At 72.0% G+C, this 19,516-nt stretch carries 19 protein-coding genes and 1 riboswitch; of the genes, 10 read left to right on the forward strand and 9 right to left on the reverse strand.

Annotated features, from left to right (window positions below; all coding sequences use genetic code 11):
• Positions 1-170: 170 nt before the first annotated feature.
• The gene (locus U5C87_RS10540; protein WP_330476521.1) at positions 171-992 is read right to left on the reverse strand and encodes a PIG-L deacetylase family protein; all 822 of its coding nucleotides are present in this window, start codon (positions 990-992) and stop codon (positions 171-173) included.
• Positions 993-1,027: 35 nt separating this feature from the next.
• Here U5C87_RS10540 and U5C87_RS10545 point away from each other — a divergent pair, with 35 nt between their 5' ends.
• The 4 genes from U5C87_RS10545 to U5C87_RS10560 are packed head-to-tail and all read left to right on the forward strand — an operon-like array spanning position 1,028 to position 3,505.
• On the forward strand, positions 1,028-2,152 hold the full coding sequence (locus U5C87_RS10545) for a glycosyltransferase (RefSeq protein ID WP_330476522.1): 1,125 nt from the start codon (positions 1,028-1,030) through the stop codon (positions 2,150-2,152).
• Complete coding sequence (locus U5C87_RS10550; protein ID WP_330476523.1) at positions 2,149-2,859, forward strand: NUDIX hydrolase; 711 nt, start codon at positions 2,149-2,151, stop codon at positions 2,857-2,859. Before U5C87_RS10545 ends, U5C87_RS10550 begins: the two co-directional genes overlap by 4 nt.
• 52 nt (positions 2,860-2,911) lie before the next feature.
• Positions 2,912-3,265 carry a hypothetical protein gene (locus U5C87_RS10555; RefSeq protein WP_330476524.1) on the forward strand — a complete coding sequence of 118 codons (354 nt, stop codon included), beginning with the start codon at positions 2,912-2,914 and terminating at the stop codon, positions 3,263-3,265.
• 30 nt (positions 3,266-3,295) lie between these two features.
• Positions 3,296-3,505 (forward strand): hypothetical protein, encoded by a 210-nt coding sequence (locus tag U5C87_RS10560; protein WP_030196787.1) that lies wholly within the window; start codon positions 3,296-3,298, stop codon positions 3,503-3,505.
• An 88-nt stretch (positions 3,506-3,593) separates the two neighbouring features.
• Here U5C87_RS10560 and U5C87_RS10565 read toward each other — a convergent pair whose 3' ends face one another.
• From U5C87_RS10565 to U5C87_RS10580, 4 genes are read right to left on the reverse strand one after another with little or no spacing between them, the layout of a single operon-like run.
• Positions 3,594-5,180: an amidohydrolase gene (locus U5C87_RS10565; protein ID WP_330476525.1), complete on the reverse strand. Its 1,587-nt coding sequence runs from the start codon at positions 5,178-5,180 to the stop codon at positions 3,594-3,596.
• Entirely contained in the window at positions 5,177-6,160 is a 984-nt protein-coding gene (locus U5C87_RS10570; RefSeq protein WP_330476526.1) for a quinone oxidoreductase family protein, read from the reverse strand. The genes U5C87_RS10565 and U5C87_RS10570 overlap by 4 nt, the downstream gene beginning before the upstream one ends.
• A gap of 10 nt (positions 6,161-6,170) precedes the next feature.
• Positions 6,171-7,619 carry a wax ester/triacylglycerol synthase family O-acyltransferase gene (locus U5C87_RS10575; RefSeq protein ID WP_330476527.1) on the reverse strand — a complete coding sequence of 483 codons (1,449 nt, stop codon included), beginning with the start codon at positions 7,617-7,619 and terminating at the stop codon, positions 6,171-6,173.
• Positions 7,620-8,108: a GNAT family N-acetyltransferase gene (locus U5C87_RS10580; protein WP_330476528.1), complete on the reverse strand. Its 489-nt coding sequence runs from the start codon at positions 8,106-8,108 to the stop codon at positions 7,620-7,622.
• 79 nt (positions 8,109-8,187) lie between these two features.
• Between U5C87_RS10580 and pcrA the strand changes: the two genes are divergently transcribed.
• Complete coding sequence (gene pcrA / locus U5C87_RS10585) at positions 8,188-10,677, forward strand: DNA helicase PcrA (protein WP_330476529.1); 2,490 nt, start codon at positions 8,188-8,190, stop codon at positions 10,675-10,677.
• Positions 10,678-10,875: 198 nt separating this feature from the next.
• Here pcrA and U5C87_RS10590 read toward each other — a convergent pair whose 3' ends face one another.
• Together U5C87_RS10590 and U5C87_RS10595 are read right to left on the reverse strand one after the other, a co-directional pair.
• Positions 10,876-11,631 (reverse strand): M23 family metallopeptidase, encoded by a 756-nt coding sequence (locus tag U5C87_RS10590; protein ID WP_330476530.1) that lies wholly within the window; start codon positions 11,629-11,631, stop codon positions 10,876-10,878.
• A gap of 297 nt (positions 11,632-11,928) precedes the next feature.
• Positions 11,929-12,924: an esterase/lipase family protein gene (locus tag U5C87_RS10595; protein WP_330476531.1), complete on the reverse strand. Its 996-nt coding sequence runs from the start codon at positions 12,922-12,924 to the stop codon at positions 11,929-11,931.
• Positions 12,925-13,003: 79 nt separating this feature from the next.
• Here U5C87_RS10595 and U5C87_RS10600 point away from each other — a divergent pair, with 79 nt between their 5' ends.
• The 3 genes from U5C87_RS10600 (at position 13,004) to sucD (ending at position 15,880) form a co-directional block, all read left to right on the forward strand.
• The gene (locus tag U5C87_RS10600) at positions 13,004-13,474 is read left to right on the forward strand and encodes a cobalamin B12-binding domain-containing protein (protein ID WP_373286709.1); all 471 of its coding nucleotides are present in this window, start codon (positions 13,004-13,006) and stop codon (positions 13,472-13,474) included.
• Positions 13,475-13,770: 296 nt separating this feature from the next.
• Positions 13,771-14,955, forward strand: a complete 1,185-nt coding sequence (gene sucC, locus U5C87_RS10605) for an ADP-forming succinate--CoA ligase subunit beta (protein ID WP_330476532.1) — start codon at positions 13,771-13,773, stop codon at positions 14,953-14,955.
• Positions 14,956-14,986: 31 nt separating this feature from the next.
• Positions 14,987-15,880, forward strand: a complete 894-nt coding sequence (sucD, locus tag U5C87_RS10610; protein WP_030196821.1) for a succinate--CoA ligase subunit alpha — start codon at positions 14,987-14,989, stop codon at positions 15,878-15,880.
• Positions 15,881-16,021: 141 nt separating this feature from the next.
• Here the strand turns inward: sucD and U5C87_RS10615 are convergent, their stop codons facing one another.
• Positions 16,022-16,735, reverse strand: a complete 714-nt coding sequence (locus U5C87_RS10615; RefSeq protein WP_330476533.1) for a polysaccharide deacetylase family protein — start codon at positions 16,733-16,735, stop codon at positions 16,022-16,024.
• Between the two features lie 244 nt (positions 16,736-16,979).
• Here U5C87_RS10615 and U5C87_RS10620 point away from each other — a divergent pair, with 244 nt between their 5' ends.
• The gene (locus tag U5C87_RS10620; RefSeq protein ID WP_330476534.1) at positions 16,980-18,215 is read left to right on the forward strand and encodes a cell division protein PerM; all 1,236 of its coding nucleotides are present in this window, start codon (positions 16,980-16,982) and stop codon (positions 18,213-18,215) included.
• Between the two features lie 46 nt (positions 18,216-18,261).
• Here U5C87_RS10620 and U5C87_RS10625 read toward each other — a convergent pair whose 3' ends face one another.
• A complete protein-coding gene (locus U5C87_RS10625) occupies positions 18,262-18,654 on the reverse strand; it encodes a hypothetical protein (RefSeq protein WP_330476535.1) in 393 nt (130 codons plus the stop codon).
• Positions 18,655-18,730: 76 nt separating this feature from the next.
• Between U5C87_RS10625 and purN the strand changes: the two genes are divergently transcribed.
• On the forward strand, positions 18,731-19,363 hold the full coding sequence (purN, locus tag U5C87_RS10630; protein WP_330476536.1) for a phosphoribosylglycinamide formyltransferase: 633 nt from the start codon (positions 18,731-18,733) through the stop codon (positions 19,361-19,363).
• Between the two features lie 8 nt (positions 19,364-19,371).
• Positions 19,372-19,448: riboswitch (ZMP/ZTP riboswitch) on the forward strand.
• The last annotated feature ends 68 nt before the right edge of the window (positions 19,449-19,516 follow it).

Below are 19,516 nucleotides of genomic sequence, written 5' to 3' on the forward strand. Positions count from 1 at the left end.
GGACCGGCATCACACTCCACCGTCGAGAGGCCAGAGTTTGCGGGTCCTCCACCGTCGAGAGGCCAGAGTTTGCGGGTCCTCCACCGTCGAGCGGCCAGAGTTTGCGGGTCCTCCACCCTCGAGTGGCCACGTCGCGCCCCGGCTTCACCGTCGAGAGGCCAACCGCGCCGTCAGAGGAGGTCGGCGAAGACGTCCCTGCGGATCGCGGATCCCGCGGGCAGCGAGCGGTCGACGAACCACTCACGACCGAAGACGAGGTCGTAGAGCGGGCGGGGGATGCGCAGGAAGGCAGCCAGGGTGCGGTCGGCGCCACCATCGGCGGTCGCCTGCGAGGCGTGCGCGCGCATCGACGCTCGCTTGGCGGCGATGTGGCGGCGCACGCTGATGCGGTGGGTGATCTCGCTCCGGGCCGAGAAGGCGCGGTCGAAGCTGGACCGGTCGAACTCGCGCGGGAAGCGGTAGACCTTCGCGGCCAGGTCGATGGCGCGGCAGATCGTGTCGCGCGGGACCGTCGCCTCGAGGACCTTGGGGGTCTCGGCGATCTCGGCGGCGCGCCGGCCGACCCTGTGCACCTGCCGATGGTCCGGGTGGCCGTAGCCGCCGTTGGGCTCGTAGTGCAGGAGCACGTCGACGTGCTCCTCGCGCAGGATCGCGGCGAGCCGCTGGGCCGCCTCGTCGACGTCGGCGCGCACGAACCGCGTCGAGCCCGGCGGGTCGGGTGCCACCTCCGGGCCGAGACCGCTGTCCGCGTAGCCGAGGTGCTCGACGCGGGCGACGCCCAGCGCCTTGGCGCTCGCGCGCAGCTCGTCCATCCGGGTGGCGGCCAGGGCGCCCTCGCCGGTGTAGTCGCTCGAGGCCAGGCCGAGCTCACCGTCGGTCGCGACGACGACGATGACCCGGTGACCCTCCGCCGCGGCGCGCGCCATCGTCCCCGAGGTCAGCAGGGCCTCGTCGTCGGGGTGTGCGTGGAAGGCGAGGAGCGTGTGCGGCACAGTCACCCATCTTGGCCCATGGCACAGTGTCTCCCGTGAAGGTGGCGCTGCTCTCGGACTGTTACCTGCCCCGACTGGGCGGGATCGAGGTCCAGACGCACGACCTCGCGCAGCACCTGCAGGCGGCCGGCCACCAGGTCGAGGTGTTCACCGCCACGCGCGGCGCGTCCGGCGAGATGCACGGTGAGGTGACCGTCGTCGACGGCGTGCCGGTGCACCGCCTCGCGGCGCGGATGCCGTGGGAGCTGCCCGTCAACCCGTTCGCCCCTGCAGAGCTGCGCCGCCGGCTCGTCGGAGGCGGCTTCGACGTCGCGCACGTGCAGACCGGGGTGGTCTCGCCGTTCGCCTGGGACAGCACCCGGGTCACGGTCGGACTGGGCCTGCCGACGGCCATGACCTGGCACTGCATGCTCGCCGGCGTCGCACCGGTCTTCCGGGCGGCCCGCTTCGTGCGCCGGTGGGCGTCGCGCGGCGTGGCGATGTCGGCCGTCTCCGATGTCGCCGCCGAGCCGCTTCGGCGCCTCGTCGGGTCGGGGGCCCGCGTGGGCGTGCTGCCCAACGGCATCGACGTCGCGCGCTGGCGCGTCGGCCCCGTCGTGCGCGAGCCGGGACCACTGCGTCTCGTCACCGCGATGCGGCTCGCGGCCCGCAAGCGCCCCGCGGCGCTCGTCGAGCTCGTCGCGGCTGCCGAGCGCGTCGCGGGCGCCGGCTCGGTGTCGCTGACGGTGCTCGGGGAGGGCCCGGACCGCCGCAAGGTGGAGTCGCTCGTGCGCGAGCGAGGTCTCGACTGGGTGTCGCTACCGGGACGTGTGCCCCGTGAAGAGCTGCGCGAGCTGTATGCCGCCGCCGACGTCTACCTCTCGCCCGCGCGTCTCGAGTCGTTCGGGATCGCCGCACTCGAGGCGCGAACGGTCGGGCTGCCGGTGATCGGCCGATCCGGCTCTGGTGTGGGCGAGTTCGTGGACGACGGTGTGAACGGGCTTGTCGTGTCGAGTGACTCGCAGATGTCTGCGGCAGTTGCTCGACTGGCCAAGGATCCTGATGAGGTGGCTCGCATGCGGGCCTGGAACCTCACACATGCGCCCGAGCAGGAGTGGTCGCACGTGGCGGCGTTGGCCGTGGCCGAGTACGAACGCGCCGTGGCGTTGGTGCGCCGGTGAGGACCAACGTGCCGGGCGGCCTCGTCGTCGTCGCACTGGACGCGGACGGGCGGCGTCTCGCCGAGGCGCGCCTCGGTCACGGCGAACACCCGGACGTCGTGCTCGCGGCCGCCGGCTGGCTCGCCGATTCACCGGTCTTCGCGACCGTGCGCGACGGCGGGACGCTCGAGGTGGCCTACCGCGTGCGCCCGCTGGACGGCATACGTCCTCGGGCCGAGCGGGTGTCGCGGGACCCGGGCGTCGGCGACGACGAGGTCGGCGAGCCCTACCAGCGCATCGCTGCCTATGCCGTCGTGACGAGCGAGCGGGGCGTGCTGCTCACGCAGTTCAACTCGCAGACCCACGTCGCGGGGGACTGGGGGCTGCCGGGCGGCGGCCTCGACGACGGCGAGACCCCGGTCGACGGCGTGCACCGCGAGGTGTGGGAGGAGACGGGGCAGCGCATCGAGCTCGGCGACCTCGTGACGGTCCAGTCGCAGCACTGGGTCGGGCGGGCGCCGTCGGGAGCCCTCGAGGACTTCCATGCGGTCCGGATCGTCTATGCCGCAACGTGTCCCGAGCCGACCGAGGTCGTCATCCACGACGTCGGGGGCACGACGTCCGATGCCCGCTGGGTGCCGGCCGACCGGATCGGCGACTACCGGTTGTCGTCGTCGTGGCGGCGTCTGGCGGCCCTGCACGACCTGGCCGGGCACGGCACGCCCTGACGTCGGGAGGGTCCGGCTCGCCAGCAGTACGACGCTCCGTAGGATGTCGGCCATGGACCTCGTCTACAACCTCCTCGTCGCCCTCCACCTGCTCGGCATGGCCGCGGTCGTCGGAGGCTGGATCGCCGTCCGCAGTGGCCGCACCGTCATTGCGCCGATCGTCTGGGGTGCCCGGGCCCAGCTCGTCACCGGTCTGGCGCTCGTGGGGATCGCGTCGGCGATCAAGGACGACGACCACACGGTCAACAACACGAAGATCGCGGTCAAGCTCGTCATCGCGCTCGTCGTGCTCGCCGCCGCCGAGATCGGGGCCGCCCGCGGTCGCAAGGGCAAGGACACCGGCAACCTGCTCGACGTCGCCGGCGGCGCGGCCGTCGTCAACGTCCTCGTCGCCGCCATCTGGTGATCGCAGCACGTAGCGCGACAGGCGGCTGAGATGCGTTGGAACGCAGGCGTTCTCGCCGGCCTGCTCATCGGCCTGGTCTGGCTCGTCGTGGGCCTGACCCTCGTGGTCGTCGGGCGTCGTCGCCGGCAGGTGTCGCGTGCCGACGGCGCGGGCAACATGGCCGTCATCGGCATCTTCCTGCTCGTCGTCGGCGGCCTCACCTGGTTCGCCACGCTCCTGCTCGCCGTCGTCCCCGGCTAGGGCGCGGCGACGCGAGCGACCCGGGAACGGCGACCAACGGTCGTTCGTCGGCAGGCGATCCTCGGCGGGAGGGCGTATGCCGTGTGGCTCAGCCCCGCTCGTGGGCGAGCTCGCCGCCCACCCATGTCTGGAGCACCACGGTGTCACGGATGTCGGCGGGGGAGGACTCCTCGAGGGCCCACAGGTCCCGGTCGACGGCCACGAGGTCGGCGAGCTGGCCCGGCAGGAGGCGCCCGACGTCGGTGCGCCCGACCGACTCGTGCGCCGCGACGGTGAAGGCGTGCACGGCCTCGGTGAGCGTGACCTTCTCCTCCGGCCGCCAGCCGCCGAGGGGATGACCGTCGGCCCGCTGCCTCGTCACGGCGGCGTGCAGGCCGTAGAAGGGGTTCGGGTCCTCGACCGGGGCGTCGGAGCCGAACGCCACGCGCACGCCGGCGTCGAGGAAGGTGCGCCAGGCGTAGGACGCGAGCCGGCGCGGGCCGATGATCTCGTCGGCCAGCTCGAGGTCGGCCGTGCAGTGGCTGGGCTGCATCGAGGCAACGACGTCGAGTGCGCGGAAGCGGGGGACGTCGACGGGCAGCACGTGCTGTGCGTGCTCGATGCGGAGCAGGGTGTCGAGCCCGTCGGCACGGACCGCCTCGAAGGTGCCGAGCACGAGGCGGTTGGCCTCGTCGCCGATGGCGTGTGTGACGACGTCGAGGCCGTTGCGAGCGGCGAGGAGGGTGCGCTCGAGGAGCACGTCGTAGGGCATCGCCGCGATGCCGCAGCCCTCGTGGCCGATGAAGGGTTCGGTCATGTGTGCCGTGTGCGACCCGAGCGCGCCGTCGCTGAAGAACTTGACCGGCCCGACGCGGAAGACGTCGTCGCCCTGGCCCGAGCGGCGTCCCTCGGCGATCGCGAGCTCGAGGTCGGGGTCCCGGGTGCACTTGGTGACGCGCAGTCGCAGCGCTCCGTCGGCGTGCAGCTCGGCGTAGGCCGCCCGCGCGTCCTCGCCGTCGATGTCGGTGATGCTCGTCAGGCCGACCGACAGCAGCCAGTCCTGGCAGCGCTCGAGCCACGGCCGGAGGGGCGACTCGTCGCGCGGGATGACGTCGAGCAGCTCCTGGGCCGACTCGCGCAGGATGCCGGTCGGCTCGCCGGACGCGTCGCGGACGATCTCGCCACCGACGGGGTCGGGCGTGTCTCGGGTGATCCCAGCCCGTTGCAGCGCAAGCGAGTTCGCCCAGATCGTGTGTCCGTCGACGCTCGACAGCGCCGCCACGCGGTCACCGGAGACCGAGTCAAGGGCGTGCCGGTCGGGCTGCACGGGAACTGCCCAGCGGTTGTGGTTCCAGCGTCCGCTGTGCAGCCACTCATCGTCTGGGAGCCCCTCGGCGTGGGCCCGCACGAGCTCGAGGGCCTCCTCGAGCGAGCGCGCCTCGCGCAGGTCGACGGAGGACAGGTCGCGCGACAGCCACTCGGTGTGGATGTGGGCGTCGTGGAGGCCGGGCATGACGACGGCGCCCGGCAGGTCGACGGACTCGGCGTCGCCGGCAGCCTCGGCAGTCTCGACCGCCTCGGCACCGATGGCGACGATGCGCCCGTCCTCGACGAGCAGGGCGTCGGTCCAGGGGTTCCCCGAGCGGCCGGTGTCGCCGGTCCAGATGCGGTCGTGCCGGAAGAGCGTGCGGCTCATGCGGTGGGCACCAGGATGAGCTTGCCCGTGGTGCGTCGGCCCTCGAGCGCCTCGTAGGCCGCAGCCGCCTCGGACAGCGGGTAGCGCCCGCCGACGTCGATCTTCAAGGATCCGTCGGCGACGGCGTCGAGCACCTCGCGGGCCCGCCACTCGTACTCCTCGCGCTCGGCGACGTAGTGCGCGAGGGTCGGTCGCGTCAGGAAGAGCGACCCGCCGCTGTTGAGCCGCTGGATGTCGAAGGGCGGCACCTGGCCGCTCGCGCCGCCGAAGAGGACCATCATCCCCCGGGGCCGCAGCGACGCCAGGGAGGCGTCGAACGTCGACCTGCCGACGCCGTCGTAGGCCACGTCGACACCGCGACCGGCGGCCTCGCGCACGGCTGCAGCCAGGTCGTCGACCGTCGAGTAGTTGATGAGGTGCTGCGCACCGAGCGCCTTTGCGATCTCGAGCTTCTCGTCGGAACCGGCCGTCGCCACCACGACACCGCCGCGGGTCGTCACCATCTGCACCAACAGCTGCCCGACCCCGCCCGCCGCCGCGTGCACGAGCGCGATGTCACCCGGGCCCACGGCATACGTGCTCGTGACGAGGTAGTGCGCGGTCAGGCCCTGGAGCATGGCCGCAGCGGCCACCTCGAGGTCGACGCCGTCGGGCACTCGCACGACGAGGTGCGCCGGCTTGTTGACGACCGTGGACTCGCTGCCGGCCGACTGGCACCACGCGACCCGGTCGCCCACGGCGACGTCGGTGACACCGGCTCCGACGGCCGTGACCGTGCCCGCGCCCTCCTCTCCGAGCACGAACGGCGTCGGCACGGGGTAGACGCCCTGGCGCTTGTAGACGTCGATGAAGTTGACGCCGGCTGCTGCGACCTCGACCTGGACCTCGCCCGCTGCAGGGTCGGGGAGGTCGTGGTCGCGCACCTGCAGCACACTGCGGTCGCCGGGCTCGGAGACGAAGACGCTGGTCGCTCGGATCATGCTTGTCACCCTACGACCGGTGGCGGCGGCGCCTCCGGGCGGAGGGCCCGGCGGCCCCGATCCGCACGAGCACGTCCACCTCGTCCTCGAGCGCCACGAGCAGCGCCTCGGGGTCCGGCACGACCGACTCGTCGGCCATGATCCCGATGCGCACGGTGTCGTCGTAGGTGACGATGCAGAAGCCGAGCGTGTGGCGGCCGGAGCCCGGGACCCAGCCCAGCACGCCGGTCACGGGCACCCCCGCGAGATACCGGCCCTCGCGGGGGCCGGCGACGTTGGTCGTGACCCCGATCGCCTTGTCGGCGAAGAAGTCCACGACCCGTCGCTCGACCGCGGCCGGGAAGCGGCCGATGACCGAGATCAGGGCGAAGGTGAGGGCGGCCTCGGGCGAGGCCTTGAGCCAGTCCATCCGCGCCTTGGACAGGGCGAGGCGGCCGAGAGGAGTGGCGTCACGGCTCGGGAAGCGCAAGAAGACGAGGGCGAAGCGGTTGCCGAGCTCACGCGGCAGCGGCTCGTCGAGCGGGCGCACGTTGACCGGCACCATCGTCACGAGGTCGACCGGGTCCCGGCCGTGCTCGTCCTGGTAGGTGTGCAGGGCGCCCGCGACGGCACTCATGAGGACGTCGTTGAGGGTGGCGCCGACGAGGCGGCCCACCTGCTTGAGCCCCGCGAGGGGCAGCGGCTGGGTCCAGACGACCCGCTTGCGGTGACCGGGGGTGCCGCCGACGGCGCTGGCGGGGTTCGTCGTGAGGAGCAGGTCGGAGACGACCTGGCCGGTGCGCAGGGTGAGGCTGGCCGCATCGGTGACTGCAGCGCGAGCGCCCTTGGAGCGCAGGCGATCCCACGCGGAGCGCGTGGTGGCCCTCGCGAGCTTCAAGCTCGAGGCGACCACCCCGGAGGTCTCGGGCGCCCCCAGCGGCAGGGTCGCCAGGTCGGTGGTCGCAGGAGGTCCGACGAGGTCTCCGGGGACACCGTCGGCATCCTCGGTGAGGCCGAGCAGCACTCGCGTCAGGGCGATCCCGTCGGCCAGCGCGTGGTGGATGCGGAAGACGAGCGCGGCCCCCGACCCGTGCCCGTCGACGAGGTGTGCCTCCCAGAGCGGCTGGGTGTGGTCGAAGGGGCGTGGCAGCTGGTCCTCGATGTAGGCCTGCAGCTCGGCGTCGGCCTCGGCCGCGGTTCCCTTGCGCGAGAGAGTCACCCGGCGGAGGTGGTGCTCGAGGTCGAAGTCCGGGGCGTCCTCCCAGCGGTAGCCGCCCACGGCGTGCCGGGGCCGTCGGGGTCGCTGGCTGAAGACGGGGTAGGGCTCGATGATCCGGGTCCGCAGCAGCTCGAGCACGCGGTCCCAGTCCGGCACGGACTCGAGCATCACCACCGAGACGATGACCATGAGGTTGGTCGGGCGGTCCATGGTGAGCCAGAGGATGTCGGCGGAGCCCATCCGCCGGGACGTGCCGCGCACCTACGGAGCCGCCAGTCGCGAGAGCGCGTCACCGTCGAGCCGGAACGTCGTCCAGTCGTCGAGCGAGCGGGCGCCGTGGGCGCGGTAGAAGTCGATCGAGGGGGTGTTCCAGTCGAGCACCGTCCACTCGAGCCGGGTCCAGCCGCGCTCGACGCACAGCTGCGCGAGGCGGGCCAGGAGCGCCTTGCCGAGGCCGTGGCCGCGGTGCTCTGGCTCGACGAAGAGGTCCTCGAGCCAGATCCCGGCCTGCCCGGTCCACGTCGAGAAGCTGCGGAACCAGATCGCCATCGCGACGACGGCGCCCTCCCGCACCCCCACGAGGGCGTATGCCGTGGGGTCGCCGTGGGCGGGGAAGAGGGCCTCCCGGAACTGCTCGGGTGTCGCCGTGGCCGAGTCGGGCTCCTTCTCGTAGGCGGCGAGCTCCTGCACGAGGCGGATGAGGTGGGGCACGTCGGCAGGGTCGGCCTCACGGATCAGTACGTCGGTCACGCGCCCATCCTCTCCCGGCCCGCGCGGCTGTGCGTCGTGGTCGGGGACTGTGGGCGGTTCGACGTAGGCTTGGCCGATCATGAGCACGCTCTTCGACGACCTCCCCATCCCCGGTTTCGAGCACGGTCAGGGCACGCCCTCGGGCGGCTCCGGTCGCTCGGGGCGTGGAGCCGACGTCACCGAGCAGGGCGTCCCCACGTGGGCCGAGGCGGCCGCGCGCGGCGGCGTCGACGCGGACCCGCAGGACCGCGTCGACCTCGACCCGGCGGCCCTGCTCGAGGGGCTCAACCCGCAGCAGCGCGAGGCCGTCGTCCACGAGGGCACGCCGCTGCTCATCGTGGCCGGTGCCGGCTCGGGCAAGACCCGAGTGCTGACGCACCGCATCGCGTGGCTGCTCGGCGAGCGTGGCGCGCAGCCGGGCCAGATCCTCGCCATCACCTTCACCAACAAGGCTGCGGCCGAGATGCGCGAGCGCGTCGCGGCCCTCGTCGGCCCGCGGGCCCGCGCCATGTGGGTCATGACCTTCCACTCCGCCTGCGTGCGCATCCTGCGCCGCGAGGCCGCCAAGGTCGGCATGAAGTCCACCTTCTCGATCTACGACGCCGCCGACAGCCAGCGCCTCATGAGCCTCGTCCTGCGCGACCTCGACCTCGACCCCAAGCGCTACCCGCCGCGCGGCTTCTCGGCGCAGGTCAGCAACCTCAAGAACGACCTCATCGACGAGGAGACCTACGCCGCGCAGGTCACCGAGGGCAACCACTACGAGCGCACGGTCTCCGACGCCTACACCCAGTACCAGCGCCGCCTGCGCCAGGCCAACGCCCTCGACTTCGACGACATCATCATGATGACCGTCAACATCCTGCAGGCTTTCCCCGACGTCGCGGAGTACTACCGCCGCCGGTTCCGGCACGTCCTCGTCGACGAGTACCAGGACACCAACCAGGCTCAGTACCAGCTCATCAAGGAGCTCGTCGGCGAGGTCAAGGGCCCCGAGGGCGCCTATGCCGTGCCGCCGGCCGAGCTGTGCGTCGTCGGCGACTCCGACCAGTCGATCTACGCCTTCCGCGGCGCGACGATCCGCAACATCCTCGAGTTCGAGCAGGACTACCCCGACGCGCGCACCATCCTGCTCGAGCAGAACTACCGCTCGACGCAGCGCATCCTCCGCGCCGCCAACTCCGTCATCGCCCGCAACGAGGGCCGCCGCGCCAAGAACCTCTGGACCGACTCCGGCGACGGCGCGATGATCACCGGCTACGTCGGAGACAACGAGCACGACGAGGCCGCCTTCGTGGCCAAGGAGATCGACGACCTCGCCGACAAGGGCGTCAAGCCCGGCGACGTCGCCGTCTTCTACCGCACCAACGCCCAGAGCCGCGCGATCGAGGAGGTGCTCGTCCGGGTCGGCCTGCCCTACAAGGTGGTCGGCGGCACGCGCTTCTACGAGCGTCGCGAGGTCAAGGACGCCCTGGCCTACCTCCGGGTCGTCTCCAACCCCACCGACACCGTCAACCTGCGCCGCATCCTCAACACCCCCAAGCGCGGCATCGGCGACCGCGCCGAGGCGTGCGTGGCGGCGCTGGCCGAGCGCGAGCGCATCCCCTTCGTCGCGGCGCTCGGTCGGGCCGAGGACGCGCCGGGCATCGCGACCCGCTCGGTCGCCGCCATCAACGGCTTCACCGCGCTGCTCGAGAAGCTCCGCACCTCCTACGAGGCCGACGACAGCGTCGCGGCCCTGCTCGAGATGACGCTCGAGGAGAGCGGCTACCTCGCCGAGCTGCGCGCGAGCCACGACCCGCAGGACGAGACCCGCGTCGAGAACCTCGCCGAGCTCGTCGCCGTCGCGCAGGAGTACGACGACCGCCGCGCCGCCGAGCTCGCCGAGTCCGGTGGTGAGCTCGCGCCGGGGGTCGAGCCCGAGGACGTCGGTCCCGCAGGCGCGCTCGAGGAGTTCCTCGAGCAGGTCTCGCTCGTCGCCGACGCCGACGAGATCCCCGACGAGCCCGAGGCCAAGGCCCAGGGCGTCGTCACCCTCATGACGCTGCACACCGCCAAGGGCCTCGAGTTCCCCGTCGTCTTCCTCACCGGCATGGAGGACGGCACGTTCCCGCACATGCGCGCCCTCGGTGACCCGAAGGAGCTCGAGGAGGAGCGGCGCCTGGCCTACGTCGGCATCACCCGTGCGCGCGAGCGGCTCTACCTCTCGCGGGCAGCCGTGCGGTCGGCCTGGGGCGCGCCGCAGTACAACCCGCCGTCACGCTTCCTCGACGAGATCCCCGGCGACCTGCTCGACTGGCAGCGGCTCGGTCCCTCGTTCAGCGGCGCCCGCGGCTCGGACCGTCCCGCCGTGGCAACGCTGGCGGCCCGCCCGGGCGTGCGCAGCGCCGGCAAGCGGCCGGTCATCTCACTGCAGTCGGGCGACCGGGTCACGCACGACTCCTTCGGCCTCGGCACCGTGGTGCGGGTCGAGGGTGAGGGCGACAAGTCGATGGCGCACGTCGACTTCGGCGCCGACACCGGCACGAAGCGCCTTCTGCTGCGATACGCGCCGCTCGTCAAGCTCTGAGGGTCCGCAGGGGCGGCAGCCCGTCCGTGCGCCCAGCGTCGGCCAACGCATCGCGTATGCCGCGTGGTCGCCGACGTGCCCACGCGAGCTCCGTTGTGCGGCAACGGCATACGCCCGCGTGGTTCAGCACGCAGGGGCATGAACGCGACGAGGCCCGTCCCCTGAAGGGACGGGCCTCGTGACGAGCTGAGGTGCCGGTCAGAGCATGACGCCGTGCTTGGCGAGCCAGGTGATCGGGGCCACCGCGGCGCCGTCGTCCGGGTGGATCTCGAGGTGTACGTGCGGACCGGTGGAGTTGCCGGTGCTGCCGCTGTAGGCCACGACCTGGCCGGGCGTGACCGTCTCGCCGACGGACACGAGCAGGCGGCTGTTGTGGGCCATCCAGGACACGGTGCCGTCCCAGTAGCGGATCTTGACGAAGTTGCCGTAGCCCTCGTTGGACCAGCCGGCGAAGATCACCGTGCCGCTGGAGAGTGAGTGGACCGGGCTGCCGACGGGGCAGGCGAGGTCCTGTGCCGGGTGCATCTTGCCCCAGCGGAAGCCGAAGCCGGAGGTGAGGGTGTAGCCCGCCACGGGGGAGACCCAACGGTGAGCCTTGGCCAAGGCCCGCGCGGCGGCGGCCTGCTTGGCCTTAGCGGCGGCTGCAGCCTTGGCCTTCTGGGCGGCGGCGCGGTCAGCGGCGGCCTTCACGGCTGCGGCCTGGGCCTCGGCAGCGCTCTGGGTGGCGGTCTGCGTGGCGCCGACGATGAGCGTCTTGGCGTCGCGGGCCATGTCGCGGGAGGAGCGTGCACCGGCGCGGTTGGCGGCGGCTGCCGACACCGCCTCGGGGTCTGCCGCGAGGCCGAGCCCGGCGACCGAGTTGGAGACGTTTTTCATGGCAGCGGCCTCGGGGCTCAGCTGGCTCGCTCCGGCGTCACGGATGACGAGGCCACCGGCGACGGTCGAGGAGAGCAAGGCGACGGGGACGACAAACTGTCGACCCCGCGAAGGCTTGGCTGCCGGTCGATGCCGGCCGGTGTAACTGGTTTTGGGCACGAAAGAAATACCTATCGGTCACAGATGATGCGAGCCGTCAGCCTAACGTGACCATTTCGTTATCCAAAATCACGCCACGTCTCTGGACGGTCCAGCATCGCGGTGGAGGGTCGCGACTGCGCTCGACACTAGGGCATGACAACGGTGCGGAAAAGGTTTTGCACAGGCAAATCTGCGCAAAACCTGAAGGCCTGTCGTCGCTGCGCCGGAGGGTCTTCAGCGGGGCTGGGTCGCCCGCCTCGTCGTGCCGGCAGTCCGCGGCTTCCTCACCGGTGCGGCGCGGCGCGTGCCGAGCGAGCTGACCCCCGGGGTGACCGTCGCACCCGAGGTGTCGAGGTGGGCGAGCGCGGTCGAGATGCCGTGCACGACGCTGCTCGTGATGGGCAGGCTCATGTGGCCCACCCCGTGCAGCACGACGTTGTGGACGTTGAGGTCCGGGTGGTGCAGGGCGGCGTTGTGCTGGGGGACGACGACTTGGTCGAGGTCGGAGGAGTAGACGAGGAAGCGCGTCTGGCACTCGGCGACGGGGGCCGCGAGCTCCTTCATGAGCGCGCTGCCGGGACGCAGCTGCCGGGTCAGGCCGTTGTTCCACGTGTAGGCGAGGTAGCTGCCCTGGTGGGGGGTGCCGAGCGTGACGAGGGTGTGCACGTGGGCGTCACCGCCGAGCCGGGTCACGTAGTAGCGCGCGATGAGACCGCCCATCGAGTGCCCGATGACGTGGATGCGCTCGTAGCCCGTCTCCTCGACGATGCGCTCGACCTCGGCGCCGAGGTCGGCCGCCGCAGCACGCACGTCGCCGGTGAAGATGGAGTAGTTGATCGTCTCGATGCGCCCGAAGCCGCGTCGCACGAGGCCGCGGCGCAGGACGGTGAAGATCGAGCGGTTGTCGACCATGCCGTGCACGAGCAGGATCGGGGTCTCGGCGGCCTCGACGTTCTGGATGGCGAGTCCGCGCTGGCTGGGCGGCAGGTGACCGAGTCGGTAGCCCTGGCGCCGGTCGCTCGCGCGGGCTCCCAGCAGACCCAACGGGTAGAGCCCGAGGTGCAGCCCCATCCAGGACGCCTCCACCGCTGCGCCGGCGAGACCGGTCGGCGTCAGGAGCGCACCGGCGACCTCCCCGACCGCCGCGAGGAAGGCTCGGGGGCCCTTCGCGGCCCCCGTCGGGGTGCCTGCCTGCTGCGGCGTCGTCGCCGCACGTGCTGCCAGTGCCACGTCCCGAACGTACCCCGACCGGTGGGCGATGCGTCACTATTGCGCGTCGCGTCTCACGCGGCTGGCTAGAGTGCCCGGCATGAGCGAGTCCCAGGGTGCCGACGCCGTTGCCGTGACTGCCGACGAGAGCGCGGGCGGCGCGGGTCCCGTGTCGACCGACGTCATCCGTGTCGTCGTGGCCAAGCCGGGTCTCGACGGCCACGACCGCGGCGCCAAGGTCGTCGCGCGGGCGCTGCGCGACGCCGGCATGGAGGTCATCTACACCGGCCTGCACCAGACGCCGGAGCAGATCGTCGAGGCGGCCATCCAGGAGGACGCCGACGTCGTCGGGCTCTCCGTGCTCTCCGGGGCGCACCTGACGCTGTTCGCGCGGGTCGTCGAGCTGCTCGCCGAGCGCGACGCGAGCGACATCGTCGTCTTCGGTGGCGGCATCATCCCCGAGGACGACATCGCCGAGCTCGAGAAGCTCGGGGTCGCCAAGGTCTTCACGCCCGGTGCGACGACGATGGAGATCGTCACCTGGGTCCGGGAGCACGTGCACCCCGCCTGACCTCCGCCGCGGGTCCCCGGCTGCGCCGCGCCGCCGGGGCTCGCACTCGCGGTGCGCCAGCCGTTCGGGCCCGCAACCCGTGTACCGGTCAGTAGGCCGCCGACCGGTGTGATCTTTGTCCGGTCGGGCGGACCCGATGCCGTCGCCACAGGTCAGAGCCACTAGAGTCCGAGCGACAGCCTGATTCGGTTGCGCCACGGCGCAGGGCCCGTCCGAGCGCGAGCACGGGTGCCCCGGGACGCCGCAGCGACGCGATCGACGACGACACGAATCGACGACGAGGACGGACCCCACCCGTGGATCTCTTCGAGTACCAAGCCCGCGACATGTTCGAGAAGCACGGCGTGCCCGTGCTGGCCGGCGCCATCGCCACCACCCCCGAGGAGGCCCGAGCGGCCGCCGAGCAGATCGGGCCGAAGTCGGGCGGTGTCACCGTCGTCAAGGCACAGGTGAAGACCGGCGGCCGCGGCAAGGCCGGCGGCGTCAAGGTCACGAAGAGCCCCGACGAGGCGCAGGCCGCCGCCGAGGCCATCCTCGGCATGGACATCAAGGGCCACACCGTCGGCACCGTGATGATCGCCCAGGGCGCCCGCATCGCCGAGGAGTACTACTTCTCGATCCTGCTCGACCGGGCCAACCGCACCTACCTCGCCATGTGCTCGAAGGAGGGCGGCATGGAGATCGAGGAGCTCGCCGTCGAGCGCCCCGAGGCCCTCGCCCGCATCGCCGTCGACCCCAACACGGGCATCGACGCGGCCAAGGCGCAGGAGATCGTCGACGCCGCGGGCTTCGACGACGCCGACAAGCCGGCGATCGCCGACGCCATCCAGAAGCTCTGGACCGTCTACCGCGACGAGGACGCGACGCTCGTCGAGGTGAACCCGCTCGTCAAGACCGAGGACGGCGAGATCGTCGCCCTCGACGGCAAGGTGACGCTCGACGAGAACGCCGGCTTCCGCCACGCCGACCACGAGGCCCTCGAGGACAAGGCGCACGCCGACCCGCTCGAGGCGGCCGCCAAGGCCAAGGACCTCAACTACGTCAAGCTCGACGGCTCCGTCGGCATCATCGGCAACGGCGCGGGTCTCGTCATGAGCACCCTCGACGTCGTCGCCTACGCCGGTGAGGAGTTCGGCGGCCAGAAGCCCGCGAACTTCCTCGACATCGGTGGCGGCGCGAGCGCCGAGGTCATGGCCAACGGCCTGCACATCATCCTCTCGGACCCGCAGGTCAAGAGCGTGTTCGTCAACGTCTTCGGTGGCATCACCTCCTGCGACGCGGTCGCCAACGGCATCGTCGGCGCCCTCGACGCGCTCGGTGACGAGGAGGACCGCCCGCTCGTCGTGCGCCTCGACGGCAACAACGTCGAGGAGGGCCGCCGCATCCTGCAGGAGCGCGACCACCCGCTCGTGACGATCGAGCCGACGATGGACGGCGCCGCGCGTCGCGCCGCCGAGCTCGCCGCCCGGCCCTCCAACTGACCCCGAGCCTCCAGAGAGAGAACGACTAACCATGGCTATCTTCCTCAACGCCGACTCGAAGGTCATCGTCCAGGGCATGACCGGGTCCGAGGGCATGAAGCACACGCAGCGCATGCTGAAGTCCGGCACCGACATCGTCGGTGGCGTCAACCCCCGCAAGGCCGGCACGACGGTCGACTTCGAGGGCGGCGTGTCCGTCCCCGTCTACGGCACGGTCAAGGAGGCCATCGAGGCCACCGGCGCCAACGTCTCGGTCATCTTCGTCCCCGCGCAGTTCACCAAGGCCGCCGCGGTCGAGGCGATCGACGCCGAGATCCCCCTCGCCGTCGTCATCACCGAGGGCGTCGCGGTCAAGGACACCGCCGAGTTCTACAACTACGCCAAGGAGAAGGGCACGACGCGCATCGTCGGCCCGAACTGCCCCGGCCTCATCACCCCGGGCGTCTCCAACGCCGGCATCATCCCGGCCGACATCTCGGGCACGGGCCGCATCGGCCTCGTCTCCAAGTCGGGCACGCTGACCTACCAGATGATGTACGAGCTGCGGGACTTCGGCTTCAGCTCGGCCGTCGGCATCGGTGGCGACCCCGTCATCGGCACGACGCACATCGACTGCCTCGAGGCCTTCGAGGCCGACCCCGACACCGACGCGATCGTCATGATCGGCGAGATCGGCGGCGACGCCGAGGAGCGCGCCGCGGCCTACATCAAGGAGCACGTGACCAAGCCGGTCGTCGGCTACGTCGCGGGCTTCACCGCTCCCGAGGGCAAGACGATGGGCCACGCGGGCGCCATCGTGTCCGGCTCCTCGGGCACCGCGCAGGCCAAGAAGGAGGCCCTCGAGGCCGCCGGCGTCAAGGTCGGCAAGACGCCGTCCGAGACGGCTGACCTCATGCGCGAGATCATGAAGGGTCTCGCGGGCTGACCTGCGTCACAAGCGTTCACGAGCGGGCGGTCACCTCCGGGTGGCCGCCCGCTCGCGTGTCCGAGAACGAGGGCGTATGCCGCCTGGCCCGGGTCGGCGAGGCCCGTGACGGCATACGCCCGCCTGCATCCGACGACGAGGTCAGCAGGCCATGAGGCCGATGACGAAGCCACGCGCCCGCAGCTTCGGGATCAGGATGTTGAGCGCCGCGACGGTCTGGGAACGGTCACCGCCGCCGTCGTGCATGAGGATCCGCGAGCCCGACCGGACGTTGGCCAGGACCCGGTTGACGATGGTCCACGTGCCGGGGCGCGACCAGTCTCGAGGGTCCACGGTCCAGAGGATCTGCCGCTGGCCGCGGTTCGCGATGATCGTGGCGATGCGCGAGTTCGTGGCGCCGTAGGGCGGCCTGACGCACCTCGGCCGGTAGCCGAGGGCCGACTCCATCCGGTTCAGCTGCCACGTCACGGATGCCGTCGACAGGGTCGTCAGGTTCGGGTGGCTCCAGGTGTGGTTGCCGATCTTGTTGCCGTAGTAGCGCAGGCTGCGCGTGATCGACGGGTACCACGAGACGTTCTGGCCGACCTCGAAGAAGACGGCCTTGACGCCGTACTTGCGCAGGACGGCGAGGACCTTCGGCGTGTAGGTGTAGCTCGGCCCGTCGTCGAAGGTGAAGTAGACGGTCCCGGCGTAGGCGACCGGGCCCGCAGCGATCTCCGCGGGCGCCGTGGCCACCTGGGCCGCCGCGCCGGGCGGGGACGCCGGGGCGGAGCTGGAGGCAGGGGCTGCCAGCGGGGCGGTGAGCGCGAGTGCTGCGAGCAGGGGCGTCAGGACGTGGAGGATCTTGCTGCTCATGATGATTCATCCCTTTCACTGTCAGTGTGCGCTCCGGTGAGCGCAGGCGTCGGGGAATGCGGCAGATCCCTGCCTCACACCGGGACCGGCCGCCATCGGCGTGGGTGCTCGCTCCGCGGCGGGGATCTTGTGACCATGGGACGAACACCGGAGCCGACCACCGGCCCGACCGCCGCGCAGCGCAGGAGTGAGACCACTGGCCCCGCCGAGCACGACCACCACGACCGCCGCGGCGACCACCTCGGTGAGTCCCTCGACGGCCATGCCCGCCGCCCTGCGCGCCGGAGCCCTCGCCGCGGTCGGCACGTGGTCGGTCGTCGTGCTGCCGGCCCTCGTCGGCTGGGTCGCCGCCCCGGAGACGTCCGTCGGGTGGTTCTCGGCCGTGTCGGTCGCGAGCGCGATCTGGTTCCTCGGGCACGGCCAGTCCGTCGGTGCCGGCGCCGTCTCGATCTCCGTGACACCCCTGCTGCTCCTGCTCGTCTTCGTCTACGTCGCGGTGCGCTGGGCCCGCCGCCTCGCCGCGACCGAGCGGCTGCGCGTCGGCACGGCCGACTGGAGCAGGGTGGCCCAGTGGGGCGTCGTGCCGGGCTTCGTCATCGGCTACGGCCTCGTGTCGGCGGTCATCGCCCTCTTCACGCTCGGCGGCCCGGCGACCCCCGGTGTCGCTGCCGTGATCGGCTCGCTCCTCGTCCCGGTGGCGGCGCTCGGCTTCGTCCTCGTCCGCCCCGACGACGAGGCGGCGCCGGCGTTCGTGCGCACGTGGTTCCGTCGCGGGCCCACGTGGCTGCCCACGGTCTGGCGCACCGGCTGGCGCGGCGCCGGCCTGCTGCTCGCGCTCGGCCTCGTGGTCGCGCTCGTGCGTCTCGTCGCCTCGTGGTCGGCCGTCGCCGACATCCAGGACCAGTACGGCGCCAACGTCGGCGCCCTCGTCGTCATCGCCCTGACGCAGCTCGCCCTCCTCGGCAACACGGCCACGTGGGCGCTGTCGTTCCTCGCCGGTCCCGGCTTCCAGGTCGCGCTCGGCTCGGCGATCACGCCGGCCGCCGCCCAGCCCGGGCTGCTTCCGCTCGTGCCCGTGCTCGGTGCCCTCCCACAGGCGGCCGACTACCCGGCGATGATGTATGCCGTCCTGCTCGCTCCCGTGCTCCTCGGCGCCTGGCTGGGCCGCCGGGTCGACGCCCAGCTCGAGTTCTTCGGCAACGCCCGGGCCCGCCTCGCGGCCACGGGCACGGCGGCCGTGCTCGCCGTCGCCGTCGTCGTCGCCGTGACGGCGCTCGGCAACGGGGCTGTGGGGGTCGACCGGCTCTCAGCCGTCGGGGTGCCGCTCGCGGCGTTCGCCGCCGCCCTGCTCGCCGAGGTCGTCGGCGGCGCCGTGCTCCTCGCGGGAGCGCTCGTGCTGCGGGAGCGTCGTCAGGAGCGGAACGACGCGACGACGGGAGAGTCGTCGACCACGGCGGACCCGGACTCCACCACCGACTGACGAAGGCCGACGGCTGAATGCGGCGGTCTCAGGTCGCTCCCGGCGGTCAGCGCACGACGAGGCCGAAGAGCCCGGCATCGCGCAGCTGGGCGCAGCTGCCCGCGGCGATGGAGGTCTGTGCCCCGTCGAGGCACGCCTCGTAGGCGCTGACCGTGTCGTAGAAGACGGCCTGCAGGGCGAGGCCGGACAGCAGCACGCCGGTGATGACGAGCGTGACGACCGGCCAGATCTTCTCCTTGCCCGCGCGGGCCGAGAGGAAGCGCAGCAGGCGGAACGTCAGCACGACGGCGAGCACCAGCGGCAGCACCGCGACGAAGCGCTTCGGCAGCGGTAGGGACGTGGCGATGAGCCCGAGCAGCACGAGCAGCGCGACGGGCAGCGTCCGCTTCGCCTTCTCGCGGGCGAAGGTGATCTCCTGCTCCAGCTGGGGCTCGGTCATGCGGACCATCCTCGCCCATGGCCGGCGGTCGGATGACACGGGGGAGTCGCATGGTCGGGCCGCTAGAGTCTGGCGCGTGACGCCCCCCGCTGCCTCCGGCACCTCCGAGCCCACACCGGTCGTCGTCCTCGTCTCAGGGTCGGGCACGCTGCTGCAGGCCCTGCTCGACGCGTCGGCCGACCCCGCCTACGGCGTGCGCGTCGCAGCGGTCGGGGCCGACCGCCCGTGCGCGGGGCTCGAGCGGGCCGAGCGGTCCGGCATACCGACGTTCGTCGTGCGCCCGGCCGACTTCGAGGACCGGGCCGCCTGGGACGTCGCCCTCGCGGAGCAGGTCGCGGCCGCGGGACCCCGTTTCGTCGTGACGGCCGGCTTCATGCGGATCCTCGGGCCGGCTACGCTCGGTGCCCAGCCCGTCGTCAACACCCACCCCGCCCTGCTACCGAGCTTCCCCGGCGCCCACGGCGTGCGCGACGCCCTCGCCTACGGGGTCAAGGTGACCGGCACGACGTGCCACGTCGTCGACGCCGGGGTCGACACGGGGCCGATCATCGAGCAGCGCGTCGTCGCGGTCGAGGACGACGACACCGAGGAGAGCCTGCACGAGCGGATCAAGGTCCAGGAGCGCGAGCTGCTCGTCGACGTCGTGCGGCGTCTCGCCCGTGAGGGCTTCGCCGTCGACGGCCGACGGGTTCGGATCGGCGGGGCCTGACCGCTACGCTGGTCGCACACGACTGGCGCGGGTGGGACACCACCGGGGAGTGACGTCGGGAGCATCGACCGCCTGGGTGCCTCGCGAGAACGGAAGCCGTCGGGTCCACCGACCCACGGCACGCCGCGACCGATGTCACCGAACCAGGAGTGC

Origin of the sequence: Terrabacter sp. C0L_2, assembly GCF_036352015.1 — a bacterium.
GTDB lineage: Bacteria > Actinomycetota > Actinomycetes > Actinomycetales > Dermatophilaceae > Terrabacter > Terrabacter tumescens.

Coding starts and splice junctions, on each gene's coding strand:
- U5C87_RS10555 (WP_330476524.1), top strand. CDS start 2,912: ATGGACCTCGTCTACAACCTCCTCGTCGCCCTCCACCTGCTCGGCATG.
- U5C87_RS10560 (WP_030196787.1), top strand. CDS start 3,296: ATGCGTTGGAACGCAGGCGTTCTCGCCGGCCTGCTCATCGGCCTGGTC.
- U5C87_RS10565 (WP_330476525.1), bottom strand. CDS start 5,180: ATGAGCCGCACGCTCTTCCGGCACGACCGCATCTGGACCGGCGACACC.
- U5C87_RS10570 (WP_330476526.1), bottom strand. CDS start 6,160: ATGATCCGAGCGACCAGCGTCTTCGTCTCCGAGCCCGGCGACCGCAGT.
- pcrA (WP_330476529.1), top strand. CDS start 8,188: ATGAGCACGCTCTTCGACGACCTCCCCATCCCCGGTTTCGAGCACGGT.
- U5C87_RS10600 (WP_373286709.1), top strand. CDS start 13,004: ATGAGCGAGTCCCAGGGTGCCGACGCCGTTGCCGTGACTGCCGACGAG.
- sucD (WP_030196821.1), top strand. CDS start 14,987: ATGGCTATCTTCCTCAACGCCGACTCGAAGGTCATCGTCCAGGGCATG.
- U5C87_RS10615 (WP_330476533.1), bottom strand. CDS start 16,735: ATGAGCAGCAAGATCCTCCACGTCCTGACGCCCCTGCTCGCAGCACTC.
- U5C87_RS10625 (WP_330476535.1), bottom strand. CDS start 18,654: ATGACCGAGCCCCAGCTGGAGCAGGAGATCACCTTCGCCCGCGAGAAG.